Below are 22,507 nucleotides of genomic sequence, written 5' to 3'. Positions count from 1 at the left end.
ACCGGTCGCGACGGGTGCCGAGGGCAGAAGGGCCATAACGTGAGCGCTGTGACAGCCGAGCGGTCCACTCATCGGCGCTAGGCTGCGGTTATCGAGTTCTTCCCCGTCACCTGTGCAGAGGGAGTCGTCGTGAGCAGTGTTCCGCAGAATCATCGCCAGCGACCGGTCACCGTCATCGGAGCGGGTACCCTCGGCAGACGGATCGCGCTGATGTTCGCGACCAGAGGCGGCACGGTGCGCATCACCGACCCACACGCCGAAACGGGCGCCGCGGCGGTGGCCTTCGTTCGCGAGCAGCTGCCCGCAGTGGCCGCGCAGGTCACCGACGGCTCGCCGGGCGCCGTCGAGTACGAGTCCGACCAGGCCACCGCGGTCGCCGGCGCGTGGCTGGTGGTCGAGGCGGTGCCGGAGATCCTGGATCTGAAGAAGCAGATCTTCGCCCAGCTCGACACCCAGGCCGATGCCGACGCGATCGTCAGCTCCAACTCCTCGTCTTATGCCAGCCGGCTGTTCACCGAGGGACTGCGGACCCGCGATCGGATGCTCAACACTCACTTCTACATGCCGCCGCAGTCGACGGTGCTCGATGTGATGTCCGACGGCGAGACCCGCCAGGACGTGCTCGACTTCGTGCTCGAGACCCTCCCGGAGTACGGCCTGCACCCGTTCCTGTGCCGTGAGGAGAGCACCGGCTTCATCTTCAACCGGATCTGGGCGGCCATCAAACGCGAAGCGCTCGAGGTGGTCTACGAGGGCGTCTCCATCCCCGAGGACGTCGACGAGATGTTCGCGCTGAACTTCGGCACCAAGGCCGGTCCGTTCCGGATGATGGATCAGGTCGGCCTGGACGTGGTGCTCGACATCGAGGATCACTACGCGAAGGAGAACCCGAATCTGCCCGACGGACCGCGCGCACTGCTGCACAGGTATGTCGACGCGGGCAAGCTCGGCGTGAAGACCGGCGAGGGCTTCTACGACGACTACCCGAAGCCGAAGTAGGGCCCCGGCCATGACCGAGTTGCTCGCACTCGATCTGAAAGCCGCCGCCATGCACGCCATCTCGCTCGACGGCAGCGCGGTGCGCACCCTGGTCGACGGCCTGGACCAGATGCCCGATGGCATCGTCGTCGACCAGCTGCGCGGCCACATCTACTGGACCAACATGGGCAGACCCGACCCCGGCGCGCAGCCGGGGACCGAACCGGAGTTCTTCACCCGCAACGGTTCGCTCGAACGAGTCGATCTCGACGGTGGAAACCGCGTCACCATCGTGCCGGTCGGCGCGTTCACCACCGGCAAGCAGCTCACCGCCGATTTCGAGGCGGGCAGGCTGTACTGGTGTGACCGCGAGGGTATGGCCGTGCTCACCTGCGACCTCGACGGCGGTGACCTGCGGCCGCTGGTGGTCACCGGCATGGGCGAGACCGACGCGCGGATCACCCGCAACTGGTGTGTCGGCATCTGCCTCGATCTGGACCGCCGCCTCGTCTACTGGACCCAGAAGGGCGCCGCCAAGGGCGGTGACGGCCGCATCTTCCGCGCCCCCATCGATCTGCCCCCCGGCGCGACCCCCGACGACCGCCCCGACGTCGAACTGCTCTGGCAGGGCCTGCCCGAACCGATCGACCTCGAGCTCCGCGGCGCGGGCCACCTGATCTGGACCGACCGCGGCGCTCGCCCCGAGGGCAATGCCCTCTACGAGGCGACCGTGCAGCCGGAAGTCGGCGCCCCACGGATCATTTCGCGCGGCTACCGCGAGGCGATCGGCGTCACCGGCTACGACCGGCACTTCTACGTCAGCGAACTGGGCGGATCCATCCGCCTGGTCGACCTCGGCACCGGAACCGACACCGAACTGGTCCGCCTCGGTAGTCCACTGACCGGCATCGCCCTGGCGGACTTGTAGGACGGCCTCGCGCACCGGTCACGAGCCGCCGATCGGGGCCGGTGCCAGGGCGCCTCCTGCGGTTACAGTGGCCGGGAGGCATTGCTCTTATCCGGAGGGTTCGGCGGTGGAACAGCTCGGCTCGAACGATCCCCGTCGGATCGGCGACTACCGCCTGCTCGGTGTGCTCGGCGCCGGTGGCATGGGCAAGGTGTATCTGGGCCGCAACTCGGGCGGGCGCACCGTCGCGGTGAAGGTCATCCGGCCGGATCTGGTGGGCGACCCGGAGTTCCGCACGCGGTTCCGCCGGGAGGTGGCCGCCGCACAACGAGTCGGCAGCGCGTTCACCGCGCCCGTGCTCGACGCCGACGTGGATGCGGATCCTCCCTGGCTGGCCACCGGATACGTGGCCGGACTGTCGCTTTCGGATGCTGTCACCCGGTTCGGCCCCTTCGCCGAACCGACCCTGCTCGCGCTGGCGCGAGGGTTGGTCGAAGCACTGGTGGCGGTGCACGCGGCCGGCATCGTGCATCGCGATCTCAAACCGTCGAACGTGATGCTGGCGATCGACGGACCCAAGGTGATCGACTTCGGCATCGCCCGCGCCGTGGAGGATTCCGCGCTCACCACCACCGGAAGGGTCATCGGCTCACCGGGTTTCATGTGCCCGGAACAGGTGAGTGGCGAACCGCTCGGTCCCGCCTGCGATGTGTTCGCCCTCGGCGGGGTGCTCATCTTCGCCGCCTCGGGGCACGGCCCGTTCGGCAGCGCCGAGCTCGTCCAGATGCTGTGGCGGATCGTCTACGAGCAACCCCGCGTCGATTCGCTGCCGTCGTCCCTGCGCCCTGTCGTTACCGCGTGTCTCGCCAAGGACCCCGCCGCCCGTCCCACTCCCCAGCAGCTCCGCACCGAACTCGCCACCCTCGGCAAGCCCGAACGCTCCGGTTGGCTGCCGCCCGCGGTTCTCGAGGAGGTCAGCGTCCGTGCGATCCGACTCCTCGACCTCGATTCGGGTCCGCCCGAGCTCGACACCACCATCACCGCGGACCCGAATCGCCCGGTCACCGGCGGCGCGGCCGCTGCCGCCCCGACTGACACCTCGGCCCCGCGCCTGCCTTCGGGTAGCGGCGGCCTGATCCCTAGCACGTCACCGGAGACTTCGGCGCCGAGCTGGCCACCGGTCACCGAGCCCGGTTGGCGGCGGGATGCGTCATCGCCGGGCTGGTCCGCCGCGGCGCACCGGGACTACCCGTCGCCGAGTCGGCCGGGTGTCTCCGCCGCGCATCCGGAGTCCTCGGCCCCGAACCATCCCACTGCGACGGGCCAGAACCCCCTCGTGGACGCGACCGTGCGACGACAGGTCGGTGGCCAGGGGCCATGGCAGTCCTCCCCCGCACCCACCGGCGGTTCGGGACCCGGTCCGCGACGCGACCGGACCCGCCGAACCCGCGTGCTGCTGACGGTCGCCATCGTGGCCGTCCTCGCGGCCGCGGCGGGGGGCGCCTTCCTGATCGGCACCCAAATGCGCGACCAACCCGATGGTGACACCGTCGCGAGCTCGGTGGTGGTGCCGACCGAGACCGAGAACTCCGCCGACACCGTCCCGGACGCGTTCCTCGGCGACTGGTCCGGGCAGGCCGCCGACGGCCCGGTTCGCTTCACCATCGAGCTGAGCATCGGCGCGGGCAGCGTCGGTGAGGAGCTGGCCAGTTCGGCGAACACCGGCGCGGTCGCCGGCGAGCGCTGCGATCGGGCCGAGACGCTGACCGCGGCGAGCGAGCGGCGCCTCGAATTCCGGGCCAGGCTCACCACCACCGGCAGCAGTTGCGTCGACGACGGCGCCACCTCGACGGTCACCCTCGAGCGTGACGGCACCCTCCGCTACAGCACGCCGGGTCTCCTCGGATCCATCACGGGCGTGCTGCGCAAGTCCTGACCGACCCGAACTTCTGGTAGCCAAATATTAGCTGACCGAAAGGACCAAGATCAACTTACTGGTCGATGGTCCAGTGCTGGTCCGGCGCGTTATCGTGGCGAAGGCAACTCGTGGGTAACCAAGCAATCGCCTATCACCGCTGGTGATGCCGGTCTCAGAAATCGAGCCATTGCGATCTGGGTCACTACTATGTCAAACTCTCCCCCCACACTGTGGAGCCGATCGGTCTCACAATGTCCGGAGAGGGAGTTGGTTGAGTAGGCGGCATGTGCGCGAATTTGCCACCGTGTCGTCGGCTGCGCAGAACTCATTCGATATCGATCAGCGACAACGCGGCGCCGGTCAGCAGATCCACCAGGTCCTCGACCGGTGGTCGGGTCTCGCGCAGCAGCCACTCGTGCGCCACACCGTTGACCGCCCCCGTGATCAACGCGGTGGTCAGCTGCGCGTCACCGCGCAGCCGCACGCCGATTCCGGCCAGCGCGGTTTCGATCAACGCCGACCAGGCGTGGCGCCGCGCGCGTCGACGATCCTCCATTCGGTCGCTCACGCCGACCACCTCGATGAGGGCGACCTTGGCGCGGTACGGATCCGAACCCAGCGATTCCAGGTACGCGGCCAGACCGGTGCGCAGTGCCGTCTCGGGATCGGTCGGCGCATCCAGTGCGACCAGCGCGGCGCCGACCGCGGCCGCGGCGTCGTCCTGGATCCGGTCGTAGGCCGCGGTGAGGACGTCTTCGCGGGTCTCGAACTCCTCGTAGAACTGCCGCTTGGACAGGCCCGCCGCCGCACACACCTCGGCGAGCGAACACGTCGCGTAGCCACGTTCGGCGAAGATTCGCGTAGCTGCTTCCAGGAACCGCTGGCGCCGCTCGGCCTTACGCGCGACGACTGTACGACCCCCATACCGTCTGTCCGCTGTAGTCACCTCTCCAAAGTATCTGAAACCCGGGATCACACTGACATTTCCGGTGTGCCTCATTCATCCCATGAAAAGAAGGACGGCTGACCAGTGCTGCGCACCCGAGGATCGCGGACCGTTTTGTCTGCTCTCGTACTAGCGGCGAGTGCTTCACTCGTCGCCCCGACGCCGACCATGGCTGCGCCACAGCCTGCCTCGGCGCAGCCAGGCGTTCCCGCGATCGCGGAGAACGTGCCCTCCGAGACGCTGGCAGCGCTGGCACCGACGATCGTAGGCGCAATCTCGGCGCCCGCCCCCATCGCCGACAGCGGGCAGGCCGCGATCCTGGCCCAGGCGCGCCTGCTGCTGGCGACGCCCGGCATCCCCGCGCAGGTGAAATCGACGCTGGAACGGGTCATCACGTTCCTCGACGGCAGCGGCGGCGGCGGTCCCGACCTCCCGCCCGCCGACGGCCCGCGCATCGCGCAGTTCCTCTACCCGACCATCGGCAAGGGCTGCATCGGCCCGACCTCCGATTCGATCGGCACTGCGCTGGCCGTGCCCGGCCCGGCCGAACTGCCCCCGCCCGGCCCCGCGTCCGGTCAGACCGGTTTCGTGTTCACCGCGCTGGGAACCGAAGCGCCTACCGTCGAACAGGACCCGCCGCTCACCGTGCAGTGGCTCAACCTCGACAATCGCCGCACCGGAGTGCAACCGCTGACCACCGAGGCCGCGATCAATCCCGATGGCCCCGCCACCCTGTCCGCCATCGCCGACACCGGTACCGGCCGCGTCGCCGCGGTGATCTCCGGTTCGCTCACCACGACCGACGCCGATGGCGAAGCCCGTACCTGCTCGTTCGCCCCGACCCTCGGGTTCTTCACCGTCGCTTGAGTCGACGCCTCGCATTGGAGTTCGATCTATGAAGTTTGCCGTCCCCGGCCTGCTCAGCGGGCTGGCAGGCGCGATTCTCGGGGTGATTGCCGTGTTCGGCATCACCGCGGGCGCGCAACAGAATTCGATCCCGGCACCGGAGACCACCGCTGATCCCGGTTCCTCGCTGCTGGGCGACGTGCAGTACGGCAGCCGATGAGCGGCGCGCGCAGGATCATCGCCTGCATCCTCGTCGGCCTCGGCGCGCTGCTGCTCGCCGCCGCCGTCATGATTCCCACCTACACCGTGGACAAGGTCGCCAAGACCCCGCTGGATCTGCGGATCACCACGATCGCCAAGAGCGTGCCCGGCGAGGAAAGCCTTGTGCTGGACTCGCGTTCGCTCACCTCGCCCGAGGGCTCGGCCAAGATCGACACCAATGTCCCGATCGTCTCGCAGCGCTTCCTCACCGTCGAGGAGCCCTCCGATGCCGACGAGATGACCGTCCAGGCCGGCCAGACGCTGCGTCGCGACGACCGCGACGGCGACTCCGGTTTGCTCACCGCCTCGGTCGACCGGGTCACCCTGAACCGCGTCACCGGCGCGCCGATCGATGCCTCGCCCAACGGTTCCATCGCGGTCAACGTCGACGCCTCGGGCGCCTCGGTGGCCGATCCGTCACAGCGCGTCGGTCTGCAGTACCGTTTCCCGATCGGCACCGAGAAGAAGTCCTACCCGTACTTCGATCTCAACGCCCGCGCGACCTACGACATCGAGTTCGTCGAGGAGTCCGAGATCAAGGGCGTCCCGGTGTACCACTTCCGGCAGTCGATCCCGGTCACCAACATGTGGGACGTCGTCCCCGCCGCGACCAACAAGCTCACCCTGCCCGCCGCCAAGTGGGGCCTGGAAGGTGAGGAGCCGGTCACCATGACCCGCTTCTACACCAACACCCGCGACGTGTGGGTCGAGCCGAAGACCGGCGCGGTCCTCAAGGGCGGCGAGCAGATCCACCTGTTCTACGGCCGCAGCGCCAACCAGATCGACGTCACCGCCCTCAAGTCGCACCTCGTCTTCGACGACGAGACGATCGACGCCCAGCTCGCCGTCACCCAGGAAAGCCTCGACAAGCTCTCCCTCTTCGGCAAGACCCTCCCCATCACCCTCGGCGTCATCGGCGCCCTGCTCCTGATCGCCGGCATCGTCCTCGGCATCCTGAGCGCCCGCCGCGACTCTCTCACCGACGCCCCGACCGAACAGTTCCGCGCCCCGCGAAACCTGTAGGTCGACCAAGAGAACTCGGCCTCCCCGGAAACGTTTCCGGGGAGGCCGAGTTCGTTGGTGAAGCGGTAGCGGGCGATCCGTCGATCGAGCGATCCGTCACCGTCGGGGACTGACGGGCCCCGCGCGGGTAGGTGCGCTCACCCTGGTGTCGAATCGGGTGCCGGCCAGCCTGCGCTCGGTGTGGCCGATGAGGTCGTGGCTGCGCTCGCAGGCGAATGTGGCAAGCGGATTGGCGGAGGTTTCGCCCTCGGTGAACTCCGGCACAGGATCGGAACAAACCGGTGGGCACCCGGGTTGAGTGAACAAAGCTCAACTCTGGAAGGGTCGATATGACTACAGCTCAGAACCTGCCGGTGCTGTTCCTGACCGATCCGATCGTGCTGCCGGGCATGGTCGTGCCCATCGAACTGGACGAGTCCGCGCAGGCTGCCATCGATGCCGCGCAGGCGGGCAAGACCGGGGCCGTGTTGGTGGCGCCGCGACTGGATGAGGGGTACGCGTCCTATGGCGTCGTGGCCACCATCGAGCAGGTCGGGCGGATGCGCGGTGGCGCGCCCGCGGCAGTGTTGAAGGCCGAGCGCAGGGCGCGGATCGGGCACGGGGTGACCGGGCCGGGTGCGGCGCTGTGGGTGGAGGCCGAGCCGGTCGAGATCGGCGAGCCCGATGATCGGGCCACCGAACTCGCGGCCGAGTACAAGAAGCTGGTCGTGGCCGTGCTGCAGCGGCGCGAGGCCTGGCAGATCATCGACATCGTCAACCAGCTCGACGACGTGGAGGCCATCGCCGACACCGCGGGCTACGCCCCGTACCTGTCCAACGACCAGAAGCGCGAACTGCTCGAGACCCCCGACCTCACCGCGCGGCTGACCAAGCAGATCGAATGGATCACCGCGCACATCGCCGAGGTCGAGGTCACCGACAAGATCTCCGAAGACGTGCGCGACGGCATGGAGAAGAGTCAGCGCGAGTTCCTGCTGCGCCAGCAGCTCAACGCCATCCGCAAGGAACTCGGCGAGGACGAACCCGACGGCGCCGACGACTACCGCACCCGCGTCGAGAACACGGATCTGCCCGAGCATGTGCGCGCCGAGGCGCTGCGCGAGGTCGGCCGGTTGGAGCGCGCCAGCGATCAGAGCCCGGAATCGGGCTGGATCCGCACCTGGCTCGATACCGTGCTCGACCTGCCGTGGACGGTGAAAACCGAAGACAGCACCGATGTTTCGGCCGCGCGTGCCGTGCTCGACGCCGATCATCACGGCCTCGACGAGGTGAAGGACCGCATGGTCGAGTACCTGGCGGTGCGCTCGCGCCGGGCCGCGCGTGGACTCGAGGTCGTCGGCGGACGCGGTTCCGGCGCGGTGCTGGTGCTGGTCGGTCCGCCCGGTGTCGGTAAGACGTCGCTGGGCGAGTCGGTGGCAAAGGCGCTGGGCCGCAAGTTCGTTCGCGTCGCCCTCGGCGGCGTGCGCGACGAAGCCGAGATCCGTGGCCACCGCCGCACCTACGTCGGCGCACTGCCCGGCCGGATCGTGCGGGCGGTGAAGGAGGCGGGCTCGATGAATCCCGTTGTCCTGCTGGACGAGATCGACAAGGTCGGGTCCGATTTCCGGGGTGATCCGGCGGCGGCGCTGCTCGAGGTCCTCGACCCCGCGCAGAACCACACCTTCCGCGACCACTACCTGGACCTGGACCTCGACCTGTCGAACGTGCTGTTCATCGCGACCGCGAACGTCATGGACACCATCCCAGGCCCCCTGCTGGACCGCATGGAGCTCATCACCGTCGACGGCTACACCGAGGCCGACAAGGTCGCCATCGCCCGCGACTTCCTGGTGCCACGGCAGTTGGAACGCAATGCGCTGACGGCGGAGGAGGTTTCGATCACCGACGCGGCACTGCGCGAGATCGCGGCGAACCACACCCGCGAGGCCGGTGTGCGCCAGATGGAGCGCTTGGTCGCAAAGGCGTTGCGCAAGGCGGCAACTCGACTGGCTGCAGCGGACAGTGCGGTAGCCGGTGCGGACTCGACTCCCTCCGGTGGCTCGCCGCTCGAGACCGGTGACGTGACAGCCGGTGACATGACGCTGGGCTACGACCCGTCGCTCGGCTACGACAACGTGGTCGACCTCGACTCGCGCGCCACGGCGCCGAACTCAGCTGCTCCGACACCGCGCGCCACCGCGGAGGCGGTGCCGGTCGGTGTCGAGTCGGCCGCCGCCGCCGCGGCGTCGTCGACGACCCTGATTGTCGACATCGACAACCTCACCGACTACCTCGGCCGCCCCCGCTTCACCCCGGACTCGGTGGAACGCACCGCAGTCCCCGGCGTCGCGACGGGCCTCGCGGTCACCGGTGCGGGCGGCGACGTGCTCTACATCGAGGCCAATGCCGCCGAGGGCGAGCGCTCGCTCACCCTCACCGGCCAGCTGGGTGAGGTGATGAAGGAGTCGGCGCAGATCGCCCTCACCTACGTGCGCTCGCACCTGGCGGAGATCGGGATCGAGCCGAAGGTCCTCGACCGCAACATCCACATCCACTTCCCGGCGGGCGCGGTGCCCAAGGACGGACCGTCCGCGGGCGTCACCATGGTCACCGCCCTGGTGTCGCTGGCACTGGGCCGCCAGGTGCGGGGCGATGTGGGGATGACCGGCGAGGTGACCCTCAACGGCCGGGTGCTGCCGATCGGCGGGGTGAAGCAGAAGCTGCTCGCCGCCCAGCGCGCGGGACTGAAGACCGTCTTCATCCCGGCCCGCAACGAACCGGACCTCGACGAGGTCCCGGCCGAGGTGCTGGCCGCGCTGGACGTCCGCCCCGTCGCCGACGTCGCCGACATCCTGGCCTACGCGATCGAGCCGATCGCCGAACCGGCCGTCGACGGCGAGCGCTTCGCCGTCACTGCCTGATCCGGACCGCGGAACGGGCCGTGCGCAACGCACTGCCCGTTCCGCCGTCCAGTGTGCGAGGGCCAGTTCGCCACTGTCGAGGACGGCTCGCCTATCGGCTCACCGCCGGCGGGAGGGCCGGGGCTTTCCCGGGGGCGACCGCCAACTGGTCCTCGGTGACCACGGCCAGCTGATCGGTGTCGTACATGTCCTGGTCGTCGGCGGGCTCCGTGTCGTCGGCGGGCTCGGTGTCGTCGGCGAGCTCCGCGTCGTCATCGAATTCGGCGTCGTCATCGAATTCGGCGTCCTCGTCCGCGTCGTCGGCGGCGCGCTCGAGGTCCTTCTCGACGCGGCGCGTCGTGCCCTGGGCGACCGCGCAGAGCACGGGCTCTTCCCCCTCGGTCTCGGCGTAGACGTCACAGTGGGTGACCGCCTGACGGCGGGTGGCGCCGAGGACCGTAGCGTGCACGCGCAGGCGTTCGCCCTGGGCGGGACGCAGGTAGGTGATGGTGAACCCACCGGTCAGGACGTTGGGCCCGAGGACGGTGCCCGCGGCGAAGGTGAGCGCGTTGTCGGCCGCATAGGCGAGCACCCCGCCGTGCACGAAGCCGAACTGCTGACCGTGTTCGGGCTGGATCTCGATGATCAGGGTCGCCGCGCCGTCGCCGAATTCGGTGAGTTCGGTGCCGACCAGGCGGGCGAAGGGTTGCGCGGCGAGTACCTGGCGGGCCAGGTCGAGGTCGAGGGTGGTGGCTTCGGTCGGCATCGGGTGTTCCGTTCTTCGAGCTCGGTCGTGACATCGGTTGGCGCGGTACGGATATTGCCACGCCCGGCTTACGGGCAATCGAGGGTGGCGTGCGGTAAGACGGAACAGTGCCCCAGTGGCTCCTGCATGTCGATCTCGACCAGTTCCAGGCGGCGGTGGAATTCCGGCGCCGCCCCGAGCTGCGCGGGCTCCCGGTGATCGTCGGCGGTGAGGGTGATCCGGCGCAACCCCGCAAGGTCGTGACCTGTGCGTCCTACCCCGCCAGGGCCTATGGCGTGCGCGCGGGCATGGCCTTGAAGATGGCGCAGCGCAAGTGTCCGGAAGGGGTGTTCCTGCCGCTGGACATGCCAGCCTATGCGGCCGCCTCCGAAGAGATCATGGCGACCCTGGGCCGGGTCGCGGGCCCGGTCGAGGTATGGGGGATGGACGAGGCGTTCGTCGCCACCGACGACGATCCGTGGCGGCTGGCCGCCGAAATACGCAGTGCGGTCGTCGAACTCGGCCTCACCTGCGCGGTCGGCGTCGGCGACAACAAACTCACCGCCAAACTCGCCACCGGCTTCGCCAAATCGACCGGCAAGACCTCCGCCGAACCCGAGCACGACCCCGGCGCCGCGGCGGGCATCTTCGAACTCACCGCCGCCAACTGGACCGAACTCATGGGCCACCGCCCCACCGACGCGCTCTGGGGCGTCGGGTCCAGAATCGCCAAGCGCCTCGCCGACCTCGACATCGCCACCGTCACCGACCTCATGGCCGCTGACCGCGAGCACCTGGCCACCGTGTTCGGCCCGAGCACCGGCCCCTACCTGTGGGTTCTCGGCCACGGCAAGGGCGATACCGAACTCACCACCACCCCGCGAATCCCCGTCGGCCGCAGCAAATCCGAGACCTTCCCGCACGACCTGACCGACCCCGACGAAATCCGCCGCGAACTCGCCCGCATCGCCACCGAGGTCGCCGAGGAGATGCGCGAACACCACCGCATCAGCACCCGCGTCGCGGTCACCGTCCGCACCAAGACCTTCTACACCCGCAGCAAACAGCAGAAACTCCCCCACCCCACCGACGACATCCCCACCATCGTCGCCACCGCCCTCGCCATCATCGCCCGCTTCGACCTCGACCGCCCCGTCCGCCTCCTCGGCGTCCGCCTCGAACTCCTCCCACTCGACGATTGATCACCTGATCGCGGACCCTCCCGGCCGATGCGCACACCACCGCCTGGTGATCAATCGTCCAGGTCTCGAAGGAGCGGCAGGGACCCCGCGATCGACTATGTTCGGTGAGAACATGGGTAACTCGCCGGGGGCGGGCTGACTCGACTCGGCTACCCACCGACGGCAGCGTTGTCACGGGAGACGAGCCCGAACTCCCGGCGCGGCGGGACAGCCCTGCACCCGGAGAGGCGGAGTTGTGTTTTCTGCGATGGTGGCTCGTGAGACCGATGGCGGAATTGTGCTCGCTCGCGAGGAGGTCGGCGACGATTTCCTCGGCACGGGCGAGGTGACGATCAAGGTCCACTACTCGAGTGCCAACTACAAGGACGGGCTCGCGATCACTCCGCGTGGCGGCGTGGTGCGGAACTATCCGATCGTGCCCGGAATCGACCTCACCGGTGAGGTGATCGCGTCGGAGGTGGACGACTTCGCACCGGGCGATCTGGTGATCGCGCACGGCTACGACCTCGGGGTTTCCCGCAACGGCGGGTTCGCGGAGTATTCGAAGGTGCCCGCCGAGTGGGTGGTTCGCCTCGACGGGCTCAGCACTCGCGACGCCGCCACCATCGGTACCGCCGGTTTCACCGCGGCGCTGAGCGTGCGGGCCCTGCTCGACCACGGTCTGACCCCGGATGACGGCGCGGTCCTGGTCACCGGCGCGACCGGCGGCGTCGGCTCGGTCGCCATCGACATCCTCTCCGGCCTCGGCTTCGAGGTCATCGCTTCCACCGGCAAGACCGACGCGGGTGAGCTGCTCGCCGAGCTCGGCGCGAACGAGGTGATCGGCAGGCTCCCGCTCGATCCCGACGCCAAGCCGCGTCCACTGAACAAGGCGAGCTGGGCCGCCGCGGTCGACAGTGTGGGCGGCGCTTCGCTGGCGCACGTCCTCAGCGCGATCGGCTACGGCGGCGCCGTCGCCGCCAGCGGCCTCACCGGCGGCGCCGAACTGCCCGCCACCGTGCTGCCGTTCATCCTGCGCGGGGTGAGCCTGCTCGGTATCGACTCGGTCTTCCTGCCGATCGAGAAGCGTCGGGAGCTGTGGACGCAGCTCGGCAAAGACCCTCGCCCACAGCACCTCTCGACGATCGAGTCGTTCACGCCGATCACCGAGGTCGGCTCGGTACTGCAGTCGATCAAGGACGGCACGCATTCGGGCCGCACCGTCATCGGGGTGGCCGGCGAGTTCTGACCTACTTCGCGGTCGAAGTCAGCGATTCGGGTCGGTGCCCCTGCGCAACTGGTCGCCGAGCAAGGCGGTCCGGATCTCGTACTCGGTCTGGTCGATCTCGCGCACGCTCAACCCGGGGGTGTGCTCGCGGCCGTCCCGGTGGCGTTGGGTCATTTCCCAGTGCTGGGCCAGGTACGCCGGGTCCTGCATGCGCTGTTCGGATTCGGCGATGAGGGCAGCGATCGCGCCGTTGCGGTCGGCGCCGGTGACGTACCAGTCCTCACCCGGATAGTAGGCGCGGACACGCCCATCGGGCTGGGTCACGAACTGCGGGTCCTGGGTCACATGGACGATCGAGCAAGCGTCAGGGCCGGGCTGAGGGTCCGGGTGCATAGAAGACCTCCCTCCGGCCGTTGTCGTGATGGACGTAGCAGATGTACTGCATACCAGGGTGACCGACGACAGGCCCTGTGTACATACAGTTCATGGTGGTGGCCGTAGCCGGGGCGGCCAGGACACCGATGGGCACGGCGGCCAGGATCCCCGCGGCGGCGGTCGACGCGAATCTCCGCATTCTCTTCGATTCCCCCCAACGTCTCGATATTTCGGTCGGACATCAAGAGTTGACGCGACACGACGGCAGTCGGTTCCCCCGACTTGGTCAATGATGGTTGACGTTCGGTCGAGTCGGCTGCGTCGCCGACCAATCGAGCTGGACCACCACCGCACGGGTAGTGCCTGGCCGGACGAACTGGTCCCGGGTCGGCGCTGCGCGCGTGGTTCAGACCGCGGCGGGGGCCACCACCGGCTCGTCGGCGAACTGGGTGCGGTAGAGCTCGGCGTAGCGGCCGTCGGCGTCGAGCAGGGCGGCGTGGGTGCCGCGCTCGACGACACGGCCCTGCTCGAGTACCAGGATCTGATCGGCGGCGCGGATGGTGGACAGCCGGTGCGCGATCACCAGGGCCGTGCGGCCGGTCAGCGCCTCGGTGAGCGCCTCCTGGACGGCGGCCTCGGAGGTGGAGTCCAGTGAGGCGGTGGCCTCGTCGAGGATCACCACGCGTGGCTGCTTGAGCAGCAGCCTGGCGATGGTCAGGCGCTGACGTTCACCGCCGGAGAGCCGGTAGCCGCGTTCGCCGACCACGGTGTCGAGGCCGCCGGTGAGCGAGGTGACCAGATCGCCGAGGCGGGCCCGTTCGAGTGCGTCCCACAGCTGATCCTCGGTCGCCTCCGGGCGTGCGAGCAGCAGGTTCGCGCGGATGGTGTCGTGGAACAGGTGCCCGTCCTGGGTGACGAGGCCGACGGTGCGCTGGATGGACTCGTTGGTCAGTTCGCGTACGTCGGCGCCGTTGAGCCGCACTGCGCCCGAATCGACATCATAGAGGCGTGAAACCAGCTGGGCGATCGTCGATTTGCCCGCACCCGAGGAGCCGACCAGAGCGATCAGCTGGCCGGGTTCGGCTCGCAGCGACACCTCGTGCAGTACCTCGACACCGCCGCGGCTGTCCAGAGTCGCGACATCTTCCAGGGAGGCGAGCGAGACCTTGTCGGCCGACGGGTACCCGAAGTTCACCGCATCCAGCTCGACGGACACCGGACCCTCCGGTACCGGGGTGGCGCCGGGCGCGTCCTCGATCAGCGGCCGCAGATCGAGCACCTCGAAGACGCGCTCGAAGCTCACCAGTGCCGACATGATCTCCAACCGCGCGCTGGCCAGCGCGGTGAGTGGGGTGTAGAGGCGGGTGAGCAGCAGCGACAGCGCGACCACCGAGCCCGCGTCCAGTCTGCCCTGCAGGGCGTACCAGCCGCCGAGACCGTAGACCAGCGCGAGCGCGAGCGCCGAGACCAGAGTGAGCGAGGTGACGAAGGTGGTCTGCAGCATGGCCGTGCGGACACCGATGTCGCGCACCCGGGTGGCGCGGACCGCGAACTCCGAGGACTCCTGATGCGGCCTGCCGAACAGCTTCACCAGGGTGGCGCCGGGCGCGGAGAATCGCTCGGTCATCTGGGTGCTCATGTCGGCATTGAGCTGGGCGCCCTCGCGCTGCATCTCGGCGAGGCGATTGCCCGCGTGCCGAGCCGGGATGACGAACACCGGCAGCAGCACCAGCGCCAGCAGGGTGATCTGCCAGGAGATGCTGAGCATGACGGCCAGGGTGAGGACCAGGGTGACCAGGTTGGTGATCACGCCGGAGAGGGTGTCGCTGAACGCGCGCTGCGCGCCGATCACGTCGTTGTTGAGCCGGCTCACCAGCGCGCCGGTCCTGGTGCGGGTGAAGAACGCGACCGGCATCTTCTGCACGTGATCGAACACGGCGGTGCGCAGGTCCAGGATCAGGCCCTCGCCGATCCGGGCGGACAGCCAGCGGATGATCAGCCCGAGCCCGGCGTCGAGGATCGCCAGCCCGGCGATGGCGAGCGCGAGCAGCACCACCGTGCGCGGGGGCGACCCGCCGACGATGTCGTTGACGACGCGCCCGGCCAGCACCGGCGTGGCCACACCGAGGACGGCGGCCAGCACGCTGAGCGCGAGGAAGCCCCCGATCCGGCGCCGGTGTGGCTCGGCGAACCGCGCGATCCGGCGCGCGGTGACCATGCGGAAGGGTCGCTGTTCCTCCGGCGCGTTCATTCGCCGGTACATCTGGCTGTAGGCCACGGACTCGATGCTCACGGTCACACTCCCTCTTCGCTCCAGGCCAGTGAACTCCTGTGCCCCGACACTAAAACCTCAACAAAGGTTTAGAGCAAATGCTCTCTCGCCGGGCAGGCGAATAGGCTGGTCGGGTGAACGACGACCGGAGTGCGGAGCTGCTGGCCGAGGCCCTGCGGGGCCGGATACGCGGTGAGGTCGACGCCTCGGTGCGCAGGCGGGCCGAGTACTCGTCGGATGCCTCCAACTATCGCGTGCGACCCACGGTGGTGGTCTTCCCCCGGGGTGCCGACGATGTCGCGGCGGTGGTCGGCTGCGCGCGCGACAACGGTCTGTCGGTGACCGCGCGGGGCGGGGGCACCTCGGTGGCGGGCAACGCGATCGGCCCGGGGATCGTGCTGGATTTCAGCAGGCACATGACCGCGATCCGCGCGGTCGACGCGGCGGCCCGCACGGCGATCGTTCAGCCGGGCGTGGTGCTGTCGGATCTGCAGCGGCGGCTGCGCGCCGACGGGCTGCGGTTCGGGCCCGATCCCTCGACCCAGGATCGCTGCACGCTCGGCGGGATGATCGGCAACAACGCGTGTGGTCCGCACGCGCTGGCTTGGGGCCGCACCTCCGACACCGTGCGGGAACTGCGCGTCATCGACGGAACGGGGACACGGCGGGTACTCGGCGCCGGGCTGGACGCGGTGCCCGGGCTCGCGGGATTCACCACCGCCAATCTCGCCGTGCTGCGCACCGAGCTGGGACGGTTCGAGCGACAGGCGTCTGGATACGGGCTGGAACATCTGCTGCCGGAACGGGGTTCGTCGGCGGCGAAGGCTTTCGTCGGTACCGAGGGCACCTGTGGACTACTGCTCGAGGCAGAGGTGGCGCTCACGCCGATGCCCGCGGCGACCGTGCTGACCGTGCTCGGCTATCCCGACATGGCCTCGGCGGCAGACGATGTCGCGGCCGTGATGCGGTGCGCGCCGATCGCGGTGGAGGGGATCGACGCGGGGCTGGTCGATGTGGTGCGCGCGCATCGTGGGACCGTGCCCGAGTTGCCTCGAGGGCGTGGATGGTTGTTCGTCGAGACGGCGGGGGAGAGTGCGGCCGAGGCGTTGGCGGTGGCCGAGCGGTTGGCGCGGGAGGCGGGTGCGGTCGACCATCGCGTCGTCACCGATCCCGCTGCCACAGCGGCACTCTGGCGTATTCGTGCCGACGGAGCGGGGCTGGCGGGGCGTACTCCTGACGGCAAGCCCGCCTGGCCCGGTTGGGAGGACGCCGCGGTCCCGCCGGAGAACCTGGGCCGGTATCTGCGCGAATTCGCCGCGCTCACCGCCGAATACGATGTCCGCGGCCTGCTCTACGGACACATCGGCGACGGCTGCATCCATGTGCGCCTCGACTTCCCGATCGCCGACGCGCCCCAGCGGTTCCGGTCCTTCCTCTTCGATGCCGCTGAACTGGTTGTCCGCCACGGTGGTTCCCTCTCCGGGGAACACGGCGACGGCCGGGCCAGATCCGAACTGCTCGCGGTGATGTACTCCCCGGCGGCCATCGCCGCCTTCGCCGGTTTCAAGTCACTGTTCGATCCCGACGACGTGCTCAATCCCGGTGTCCTCGTCGCCCCGCCTCCCGTGGACACCGACCTGCGAGTGGCCGGAGTCCGCCCGGTCCCCACCCTCGGGTTCGCGCTCGGTGACGACTCCGGCGATCTATCCACAGCTGTGCACAGGTGTGTAGGAATCGGCAAGTGTCGCGCGGACACTCGCGCTGCAGGCGGCTTCATGTGCCCCTCCTACCTGGCCACCGCCGACGAGAAGGACAGCACCCGCGGCCGCGCCAGAGTCCTCCAGGAAGTCGTGCGCGGCGAACTCGACTGGCGCGCACCAGCGGTCACCGAATCCCTCGACCTGTGCCTGTCCTGCAGGGCCTGCGCCTCCGACTGCCCCGCGGGCGTCGACATGGCCACCTACAAATCCGAAACCCTCTATCGCCGGTACCGAGGTCGCCTCCGCCCTGTGGACCACTACGTCCTGGGCCAACTCCCCAGGTGGCTCGCTGTCGCACAACGCTTTCCCCGCCTGGCCAACTCGCTCGCCACCCGCCCCCGCCTCCGTCGAACCGGCATGCGCCTGGCCGGAATCGACCCCCGCCGAACGGCGCCCGAGTTGGCGCCGAAGCCGCTGCGTCGAATCTGGCGCGATCGCGGTGGCGGTGCCTCGGCGGGGAGGGTCATGCTGTGGGTCGACACGTTCACCGACACCTTCGATCCGGCGAATGGGCTGGCCGCGACGCATCTACTGGAGCAGCTCGGCTATCAGGTCACGATCCCGGCCGAGCGGGTCTGCTGCGGGTTGACCTGGATCAGCACCGGGCAGCTCGACGGTGCCCGGGTGCGGTTGCGTGCCACGGTCGACGCGCTGGCCGAACATGTGGCCGGGGGCGGTCTGGTCATCGGGCTGGAACCGTCGTGCACCGCCGCCTTGCGGGCCGACCTGCCCGAACTGCTTCCCGACGATCCGCGGGCCGCACAGATCGCGGCCGCCGTCCGCACGCTCGCCGAATTCCTCCTCGAACACCCTGACTGGCAGCCACCACAGCGGCCGAACGACACCGTGATCGTCCAGCCGCACTGTCATCAGCACGCCGTCGGTGGGTTCGCCGCCGAGCGCGAGATCCTCGCCGCGATGGGCGTCACCGTGCGGGAACTGGCCGGTTGCTGCGGGCTCGCGGGCAACTTCGGCATGCAGCGCGGGCACTACGATGTCTCGGTCGCCGTCGCGGAAAACGCGCTGCTCCCCGCCCTGCGTACCGCGCCGGAGGGGTCGATCTTCCTCGCCGACGGGTTCTCCTGCCGAACCCAGGCCGACCAGCTCGCCGGCGTCCCCGGTCGTCACCTCGCCGAGTACCTGCTCGGGGCCGGCCCGAACTCGGCAGCCGACTAGCAGGAACGTCTGGCCGAACGCGGGCTGACCAGGTGGCGTGGCTGTAGTGGAAGCGCCACGCCAGGCGGGGAGTGTGGCGAGCTCGGCAGGAGAGCCGGCAGGTCCGGGGTGGGCGAGGTCAGCTGCCGCCGGGCAGGGTGCCCGGTGGAATCTGATAGCCCGAGCTGCCCGCCGACCCACTGCCCCACGCCGCGAGCAGCCAGTTGATTGCGTCTGTGATCATCGGGGTACCTCCTGCACCGAGGGATGCCAGCTGTTTGCCAGTATCGTCTCCATCGCCGTCGACGCGGCGAACATTACGAATACGCATCGGCGCCGGATCGGGCGCGCACAATGGTGGGGTGCGTGAGCAGACCCTCGACCCCGCCCTGTCGACGGCGGGGCTGTCCAGGACCGTCCGGTCGACCAGGCCGTTCGACGTCGGTCTGACCATCGCGCCGCTGCGGCGCGGCGGCGGCGATCCCTGCCACCACGTCGACGCCGACGGCGCGCACTGGCATGCCTCACGGATGCCCAGCGGCGTCGTCACCTACCGGCTCGCCCAGGACGGCCGCGACGGCGCGCACGCGCGCGCGTGGGGGCCCGGTGCCGAGGAGTTCCTGACCGGTCTCGACCGGATGCTGTGTCTCGACGAAGACCTCGACGACTTCGCTCCCGAGCACCCCAAGCTGGTCGAAGCCCATCGCGTGGTCCCTGGCCTGCGGATGCTGCGGACCGGGCTGGTCTTCGAAGCACTGGTGCCCGCGATCCTCGAGCAGAAGGTGCACACGAAATCCTCGTTCGCGGCCTGGCGGAGCCTGGTGCGCGAATTCGGGACGAAGGCGCCGGGACCCGCGCCGGCCGGACTGATGGTCGCGCCGGACGCGCGGGCCTGGCGGCTCATCCCCTCGTGGAAGTACCACCGGGCGAATGTCGGTCCGCAGCGCGCGCAGACGATCGTGCGGGCCGCGCGGGTCGCCGACTCGGTCGAGCGCACCTCCACCCTCGCCCCGGAGGAGGCGGCGCGCAGGCTGCGCAGCCTGCCCGGCATCGGCGTCTGGACGGTGGCCGAGACGGCACAGCGCGCCTTCGGCGATGCCGACGCGCTCTCGGTCGGTGACTACCACTTGGCCGCGGTGGTCGGCTGGAGCCTGCTCGGGCACCCGATCGACGACGACGCGATGATCGAATACCTGGAACCACTACGCCCGCACCGCTATCGCGCGGTCCGGCTGCTCGAGCTCAGCGGCCAGGCGCGCAAGCCGAAGTTCGGCCCGCGCGACCCGATCACCGATCATCGCCACCACTAGCGGATGGCGCGCTGCTCGAGCACGCAGCGCCCCGAGTCGACCAGAGTGTCGCGCGCCCGCCTGCGCACCCGGCACTCGTCGACCGTGCAGTCGAGGTGCAATTGCATTGCGGCGTGGGCCTGTTCGGCGTCCATCGGGCCCGGATCGGTGCCGCAACCCAGTAGTGCAGCGGCAATATGCATGTTCACATCGCTCAATTGCATGAATCCAGCAGAGCACGCAACCCTGTGGCTAACGACGAGTACGCGCCGATCCCGATATTTCGCGACGAATTCCCAGTACAGGATCCAACGGGGAGTGCAGGATTCCCCAGAGTGGATGAAATACGCCGCCACACCGGGGCTATGAGCGGTGGCGGAAGGGTGAACACAGGAGGAGTGGGGCTGTGCCGACGAACGCATCAACCGGAACCGGCGGACTATCGGCGGGCGTCTCCTCGACGCTGCCACGCCGGCAGCTGGGACGCTACCTGCGCGACTGGCGCACTCAGGCCGGGCTCACCATCGCCGAGGCCGCCAAACTCATGGAATGGGGCGCCAGCACACTGCAGCGGCTGGAAAAGGGTCAGGCCGACCGCATTCGGACGATCGACATCCACGAACTGTGCCGGATCTACGGCATTCCCGACCCGCTCGCCGAGGGCCTGACCGGCCTCGCGCAGCAGGCCGCGGTCAAGAGCTGGTGGCACGCCTACGGCGATCTGATTCCCGAGAACTTCGATATCTATGTGGGTTTGGAGGCATCGGCACGGCGATTGCGGGCCTATCAGTCCGAATTGGTCCTGGGCTTGTTGCAGACCGCCGAATACGCGCGAGCGCTGAATCATCTTGGCTATCCCAAGGATTCGGTAGACGAACTGGATCGACGCGTCGCACTGCGTTTGCAACGGCAAGCATTGATCACCCGCAAGCATTCACCCGCCGAGATCGATGTGGTTCTGCACGAATCGGTATTGCATCGCATCGTCGGTGATGCAAAGGTGATGGCTGCGCAGTTGCGCCACCTTGCCGACACGAGTACCCGAAGCAATGTGACACTGCGTATCCTGCCGTTTGCCGCCGGTGTTCCACTCGGAGTCTCCACCGGACCTTTCACGGTTCTCGAGTTCGGTACCGACAGCAAGGGGCAACCGGTCGAACCACCGGTGGTGTACGCCGAAGGCTTCACCGGCGATCTCTACCTGGAACGACGCGCAGATGTCAGGCGGTACGACCGGGCTCACGAGTGCCTCCAGCGCCATGCGCTGGACATCCAACCGAGTAGAGACCTGCTGCGGCGGGTCGCGAAGGAGTATGTGGCATGAGTTTCGATCTCGACGACGCACACTGGTTCAAGAGCACGCGCAGCGGTGCGGGCAAGGACTGCGTCGAAGTCGCCTTCCTGTTCGGCGGGCGGGTCGGGGTGCGTGACAGCAAGAACCCCGCCGGTCCCGCGCTGGTCTTCGACGGTGCCAGCTGGGACGCGTTCACCCAGGGCGTCGACAGTGGCGCCTTCGCCTGCGCGCTGGCCGACCGGTGAACAGCAAGCGCGATATCGACACCTCGGGCGCCACCTGGTTGCGCGCGGGCACGGCGGGGGAGGGCAGCGTGGAAGTGGCCATGCTGGCGGAGGGAAATGTCGCCCTACGTGACGGCAAGAATCCCGACGGGCCGGTACTGATCTTCACCCCGAGCGAATGGTCGGCGTTCACCGCCGGTGTTCACGACGGTGAGTTCGACCGGCCCTGAGGTTTGATCGGCGCCGACGCCGGGTAGCCCAAGGGCTATGGACCGAGGGTTGAAGAAGATGCCACCCCGGTACCGGAGGCTAGCGCCTGAGGACGGGGTGGAACGCCTGATCGTGATCCTGCTGTTCGCGGTATCGGCGATCGGAATCTACGTACTCACCAGCTCGTTGCTGTCGGCGCTGTTCATCGGATTACTGGTCGGATTAGTCGCGGTGGGGACCGTAGCTGTGCTGTAGGCACGGCTACGTCCCTACCGTCGGAACAGCTTGTTGCCCAGCCAGACGATCGGATCGTACTTGCGATCCACGACTCGCTCCTTCAACGGGATCAGGGCGTTGTCGGTGATCTTGATGTGTTCTGGGCACACCTCGGTGCAGCACTTGGTGATATTGCAATAGCCCAGACCCGCCTCGTTCTGGGCCATTTCGCGCCGGTCGGCGGTGTCGAGTGGATGCATCTCCAGCTCGGTGATGCGCATCAGATACCGCGGTCCGGAGAAGGCCTGCTTGTTCTCCTCGTGATCACGGACCACATGGCAGGTGTCCTGGCACAGGAAGCACTCGATGCACTTGCGGAACTCCTGGGAGCGTTCCACATCCACCTGCTTCATCCGGTAGTCACCGGGTGCCAACCCCGGCGGTGGGGTGAACGACGGTATCTCCCTGGCCTTTTCGTAGTTGAACGAGACGTCGGTGACCAGATCCTTGATGATCGGGAAGGTGCGCATCGGAGTCACGGTGATCACCTCGTCGGGGGTGAACGTCGACATCCGCGTCATGCACAGCAATCGCGGGCGCCCGTTCACCTCCGCCGAACACGAACCACATTTGCCCGCTTTGCAATTCCAGCGCACCGCCAGATCGGGAGTCTGGGTGGCTTGCAGACGATGGATGATGTCGAGCACCACTTCGCCCTCGTTGACCGCGACCGTGTAGTCCTGCAGGCCACCGCCGTCGAGATCGCCACGCCAGACCCGGAACCGGGCGTCATATCCCAT

The 22,507-nt window shown here is 68.6% G+C and carries 20 protein-coding genes and 1 pseudogene; 15 read left to right on the top strand and 6 right to left on the bottom strand.

Annotation, left to right across the window (positions count from 1 at the left end; translation table 11 throughout):
- The first annotated feature begins 129 nt into the window (after positions 1-129).
- From BOX37_RS32760 to BOX37_RS32750, 3 genes are all read left to right on the top strand, one after another.
- Positions 130-999 (top strand): 3-hydroxyacyl-CoA dehydrogenase family protein, encoded by an 870-nt coding sequence (locus tag BOX37_RS32760; protein WP_071930988.1) that lies wholly within the window; start codon positions 130-132, stop codon positions 997-999.
- Positions 1,000-1,009: 10 nt separating this feature from the next.
- Complete coding sequence (locus BOX37_RS32755) at positions 1,010-1,906, top strand: hypothetical protein (protein WP_071930987.1); 897 nt, start codon at positions 1,010-1,012, stop codon at positions 1,904-1,906.
- A gap of 106 nt (positions 1,907-2,012) precedes the next feature.
- The gene (locus BOX37_RS32750; protein WP_071930986.1) at positions 2,013-3,821 is read left to right on the top strand and encodes a serine/threonine-protein kinase; all 1,809 of its coding nucleotides are present in this window, start codon (positions 2,013-2,015) and stop codon (positions 3,819-3,821) included.
- Between the two features lie 307 nt (positions 3,822-4,128).
- On the opposite strand, the gene BOX37_RS32745 is transcribed toward BOX37_RS32750, so the two are convergent.
- Complete coding sequence (locus BOX37_RS32745; protein WP_071930985.1) at positions 4,129-4,749, bottom strand: TetR/AcrR family transcriptional regulator; 621 nt, start codon at positions 4,747-4,749, stop codon at positions 4,129-4,131.
- 84 nt (positions 4,750-4,833) lie between these two features.
- Here BOX37_RS32745 and BOX37_RS32740 point away from each other — a divergent pair, with 84 nt between their 5' ends.
- The 4 genes from BOX37_RS32740 to lon all read left to right on the top strand — a co-directional run bounded on the left by BOX37_RS32740 (position 4,834) and on the right by lon (position 9,779).
- Positions 4,834-5,616, top strand: coding sequence for an Rv1157c family protein (locus BOX37_RS32740; protein ID WP_071930984.1), 783 nt, complete (start codon positions 4,834-4,836; stop codon positions 5,614-5,616).
- Positions 5,617-5,644: 28 nt separating this feature from the next.
- Positions 5,645-5,815, top strand: a complete 171-nt coding sequence (locus BOX37_RS32735) for a DUF2613 domain-containing protein (RefSeq protein ID WP_071930983.1) — start codon at positions 5,645-5,647, stop codon at positions 5,813-5,815.
- Positions 5,812-6,879: a cell envelope lipid trafficking protein PgfA gene (pgfA, locus tag BOX37_RS32730; protein WP_071930982.1), complete on the top strand. Its 1,068-nt coding sequence runs from the start codon at positions 5,812-5,814 to the stop codon at positions 6,877-6,879. Before BOX37_RS32735 ends, pgfA begins: the two co-directional genes overlap by 4 nt.
- A gap of 329 nt (positions 6,880-7,208) precedes the next feature.
- A complete protein-coding gene (gene lon / locus BOX37_RS32725; RefSeq protein WP_071930981.1) occupies positions 7,209-9,779 on the top strand; it encodes an endopeptidase La in 2,571 nt (856 codons plus the stop codon).
- A gap of 337 nt (positions 9,780-10,116) precedes the next feature.
- On the opposite strand, the pseudogene BOX37_RS35695 reads toward lon, so the two are convergent.
- Positions 10,117-10,524 (bottom strand): annotated as a pseudogene (locus BOX37_RS35695) (PaaI family thioesterase); the annotation flags it as partial.
- Positions 10,525-10,631: 107 nt separating this feature from the next.
- Here BOX37_RS35695 and BOX37_RS32715 point away from each other — a divergent pair.
- Both BOX37_RS32715 and BOX37_RS32710 read left to right on the top strand, forming a co-directional pair.
- The gene (locus BOX37_RS32715) at positions 10,632-11,705 is read left to right on the top strand and encodes a DNA polymerase IV (protein WP_071930979.1); all 1,074 of its coding nucleotides are present in this window, start codon (positions 10,632-10,634) and stop codon (positions 11,703-11,705) included.
- Between the two features lie 247 nt (positions 11,706-11,952).
- Entirely contained in the window at positions 11,953-12,933 is a 981-nt protein-coding gene (locus tag BOX37_RS32710) for an acrylyl-CoA reductase family protein (RefSeq protein ID WP_071930978.1), read from the top strand.
- Between the two features lie 18 nt (positions 12,934-12,951).
- On the opposite strand, the gene BOX37_RS32705 is transcribed toward BOX37_RS32710, so the two are convergent.
- Entirely contained in the window at positions 12,952-13,305 is a 354-nt protein-coding gene (locus BOX37_RS32705) for a hypothetical protein (RefSeq protein ID WP_156910675.1), read from the bottom strand.
- Positions 13,306-13,693: 388 nt separating this feature from the next.
- Entirely contained in the window at positions 13,694-15,580 is a 1,887-nt protein-coding gene (locus BOX37_RS32695; protein ID WP_071932084.1) for an ABC transporter ATP-binding protein, read from the bottom strand.
- Between the two features lie 113 nt (positions 15,581-15,693).
- On the opposite strand from BOX37_RS32695, the gene BOX37_RS32690 reads away from it, so the two are divergent.
- Entirely contained in the window at positions 15,694-18,495 is a 2,802-nt protein-coding gene (locus tag BOX37_RS32690) for an FAD-binding and (Fe-S)-binding domain-containing protein (RefSeq protein WP_071930975.1), read from the top strand.
- A gap of 341 nt (positions 18,496-18,836) precedes the next feature.
- Positions 18,837-19,784: a DNA-3-methyladenine glycosylase family protein gene (locus BOX37_RS32685; protein ID WP_240505141.1), complete on the top strand. Its 948-nt coding sequence runs from the start codon at positions 18,837-18,839 to the stop codon at positions 19,782-19,784.
- On the opposite strand, the gene BOX37_RS34570 is transcribed toward BOX37_RS32685, so the two are convergent.
- Positions 19,781-19,987: a hypothetical protein gene (locus tag BOX37_RS34570; RefSeq protein ID WP_071930974.1), complete on the bottom strand. Its 207-nt coding sequence runs from the start codon at positions 19,985-19,987 to the stop codon at positions 19,781-19,783. The two genes, BOX37_RS32685 and BOX37_RS34570, sit on opposite strands and share 4 nt — an antisense overlap.
- Positions 19,988-20,169: 182 nt before the next feature.
- Here BOX37_RS34570 and BOX37_RS32675 point away from each other — a divergent pair, with 182 nt between their 5' ends.
- The 4 genes from BOX37_RS32675 (at position 20,170) to BOX37_RS32660 (ending at position 21,746) form a co-directional block, all read left to right on the top strand.
- A complete protein-coding gene (locus BOX37_RS32675) occupies positions 20,170-21,087 on the top strand; it encodes a helix-turn-helix domain-containing protein (protein ID WP_071930973.1) in 918 nt (305 codons plus the stop codon).
- Positions 21,084-21,302: a DUF397 domain-containing protein gene (locus BOX37_RS32670; protein WP_071930972.1), complete on the top strand. Its 219-nt coding sequence runs from the start codon at positions 21,084-21,086 to the stop codon at positions 21,300-21,302. Before BOX37_RS32675 ends, BOX37_RS32670 begins: the two co-directional genes overlap by 4 nt.
- The gene (locus BOX37_RS32665) at positions 21,299-21,511 is read left to right on the top strand and encodes a DUF397 domain-containing protein (RefSeq protein ID WP_084760495.1); all 213 of its coding nucleotides are present in this window, start codon (positions 21,299-21,301) and stop codon (positions 21,509-21,511) included. The genes BOX37_RS32670 and BOX37_RS32665 overlap by 4 nt, the downstream gene beginning before the upstream one ends.
- A gap of 97 nt (positions 21,512-21,608) precedes the next feature.
- On the top strand, positions 21,609-21,746 hold the full coding sequence (locus BOX37_RS32660) for a hypothetical protein (protein WP_240505140.1): 138 nt from the start codon (positions 21,609-21,611) through the stop codon (positions 21,744-21,746).
- A 14-nt stretch (positions 21,747-21,760) separates the two neighbouring features.
- On the opposite strand, the gene BOX37_RS32655 is transcribed toward BOX37_RS32660, so the two are convergent.
- A complete protein-coding gene (locus BOX37_RS32655) occupies positions 21,761-22,507 on the bottom strand; it encodes a succinate dehydrogenase/fumarate reductase iron-sulfur subunit (RefSeq protein ID WP_071930970.1) in 747 nt (248 codons plus the stop codon).

Origin of the sequence: Nocardia mangyaensis, assembly GCF_001886715.1 — a bacterium.
Lineage (GTDB): Bacteria > Actinomycetota > Actinomycetes > Mycobacteriales > Mycobacteriaceae > Nocardia > Nocardia mangyaensis.
Note: the sequence above shows the minus strand (reverse complement) of the source record. Positions and strands in the feature narration are given on the sequence as shown.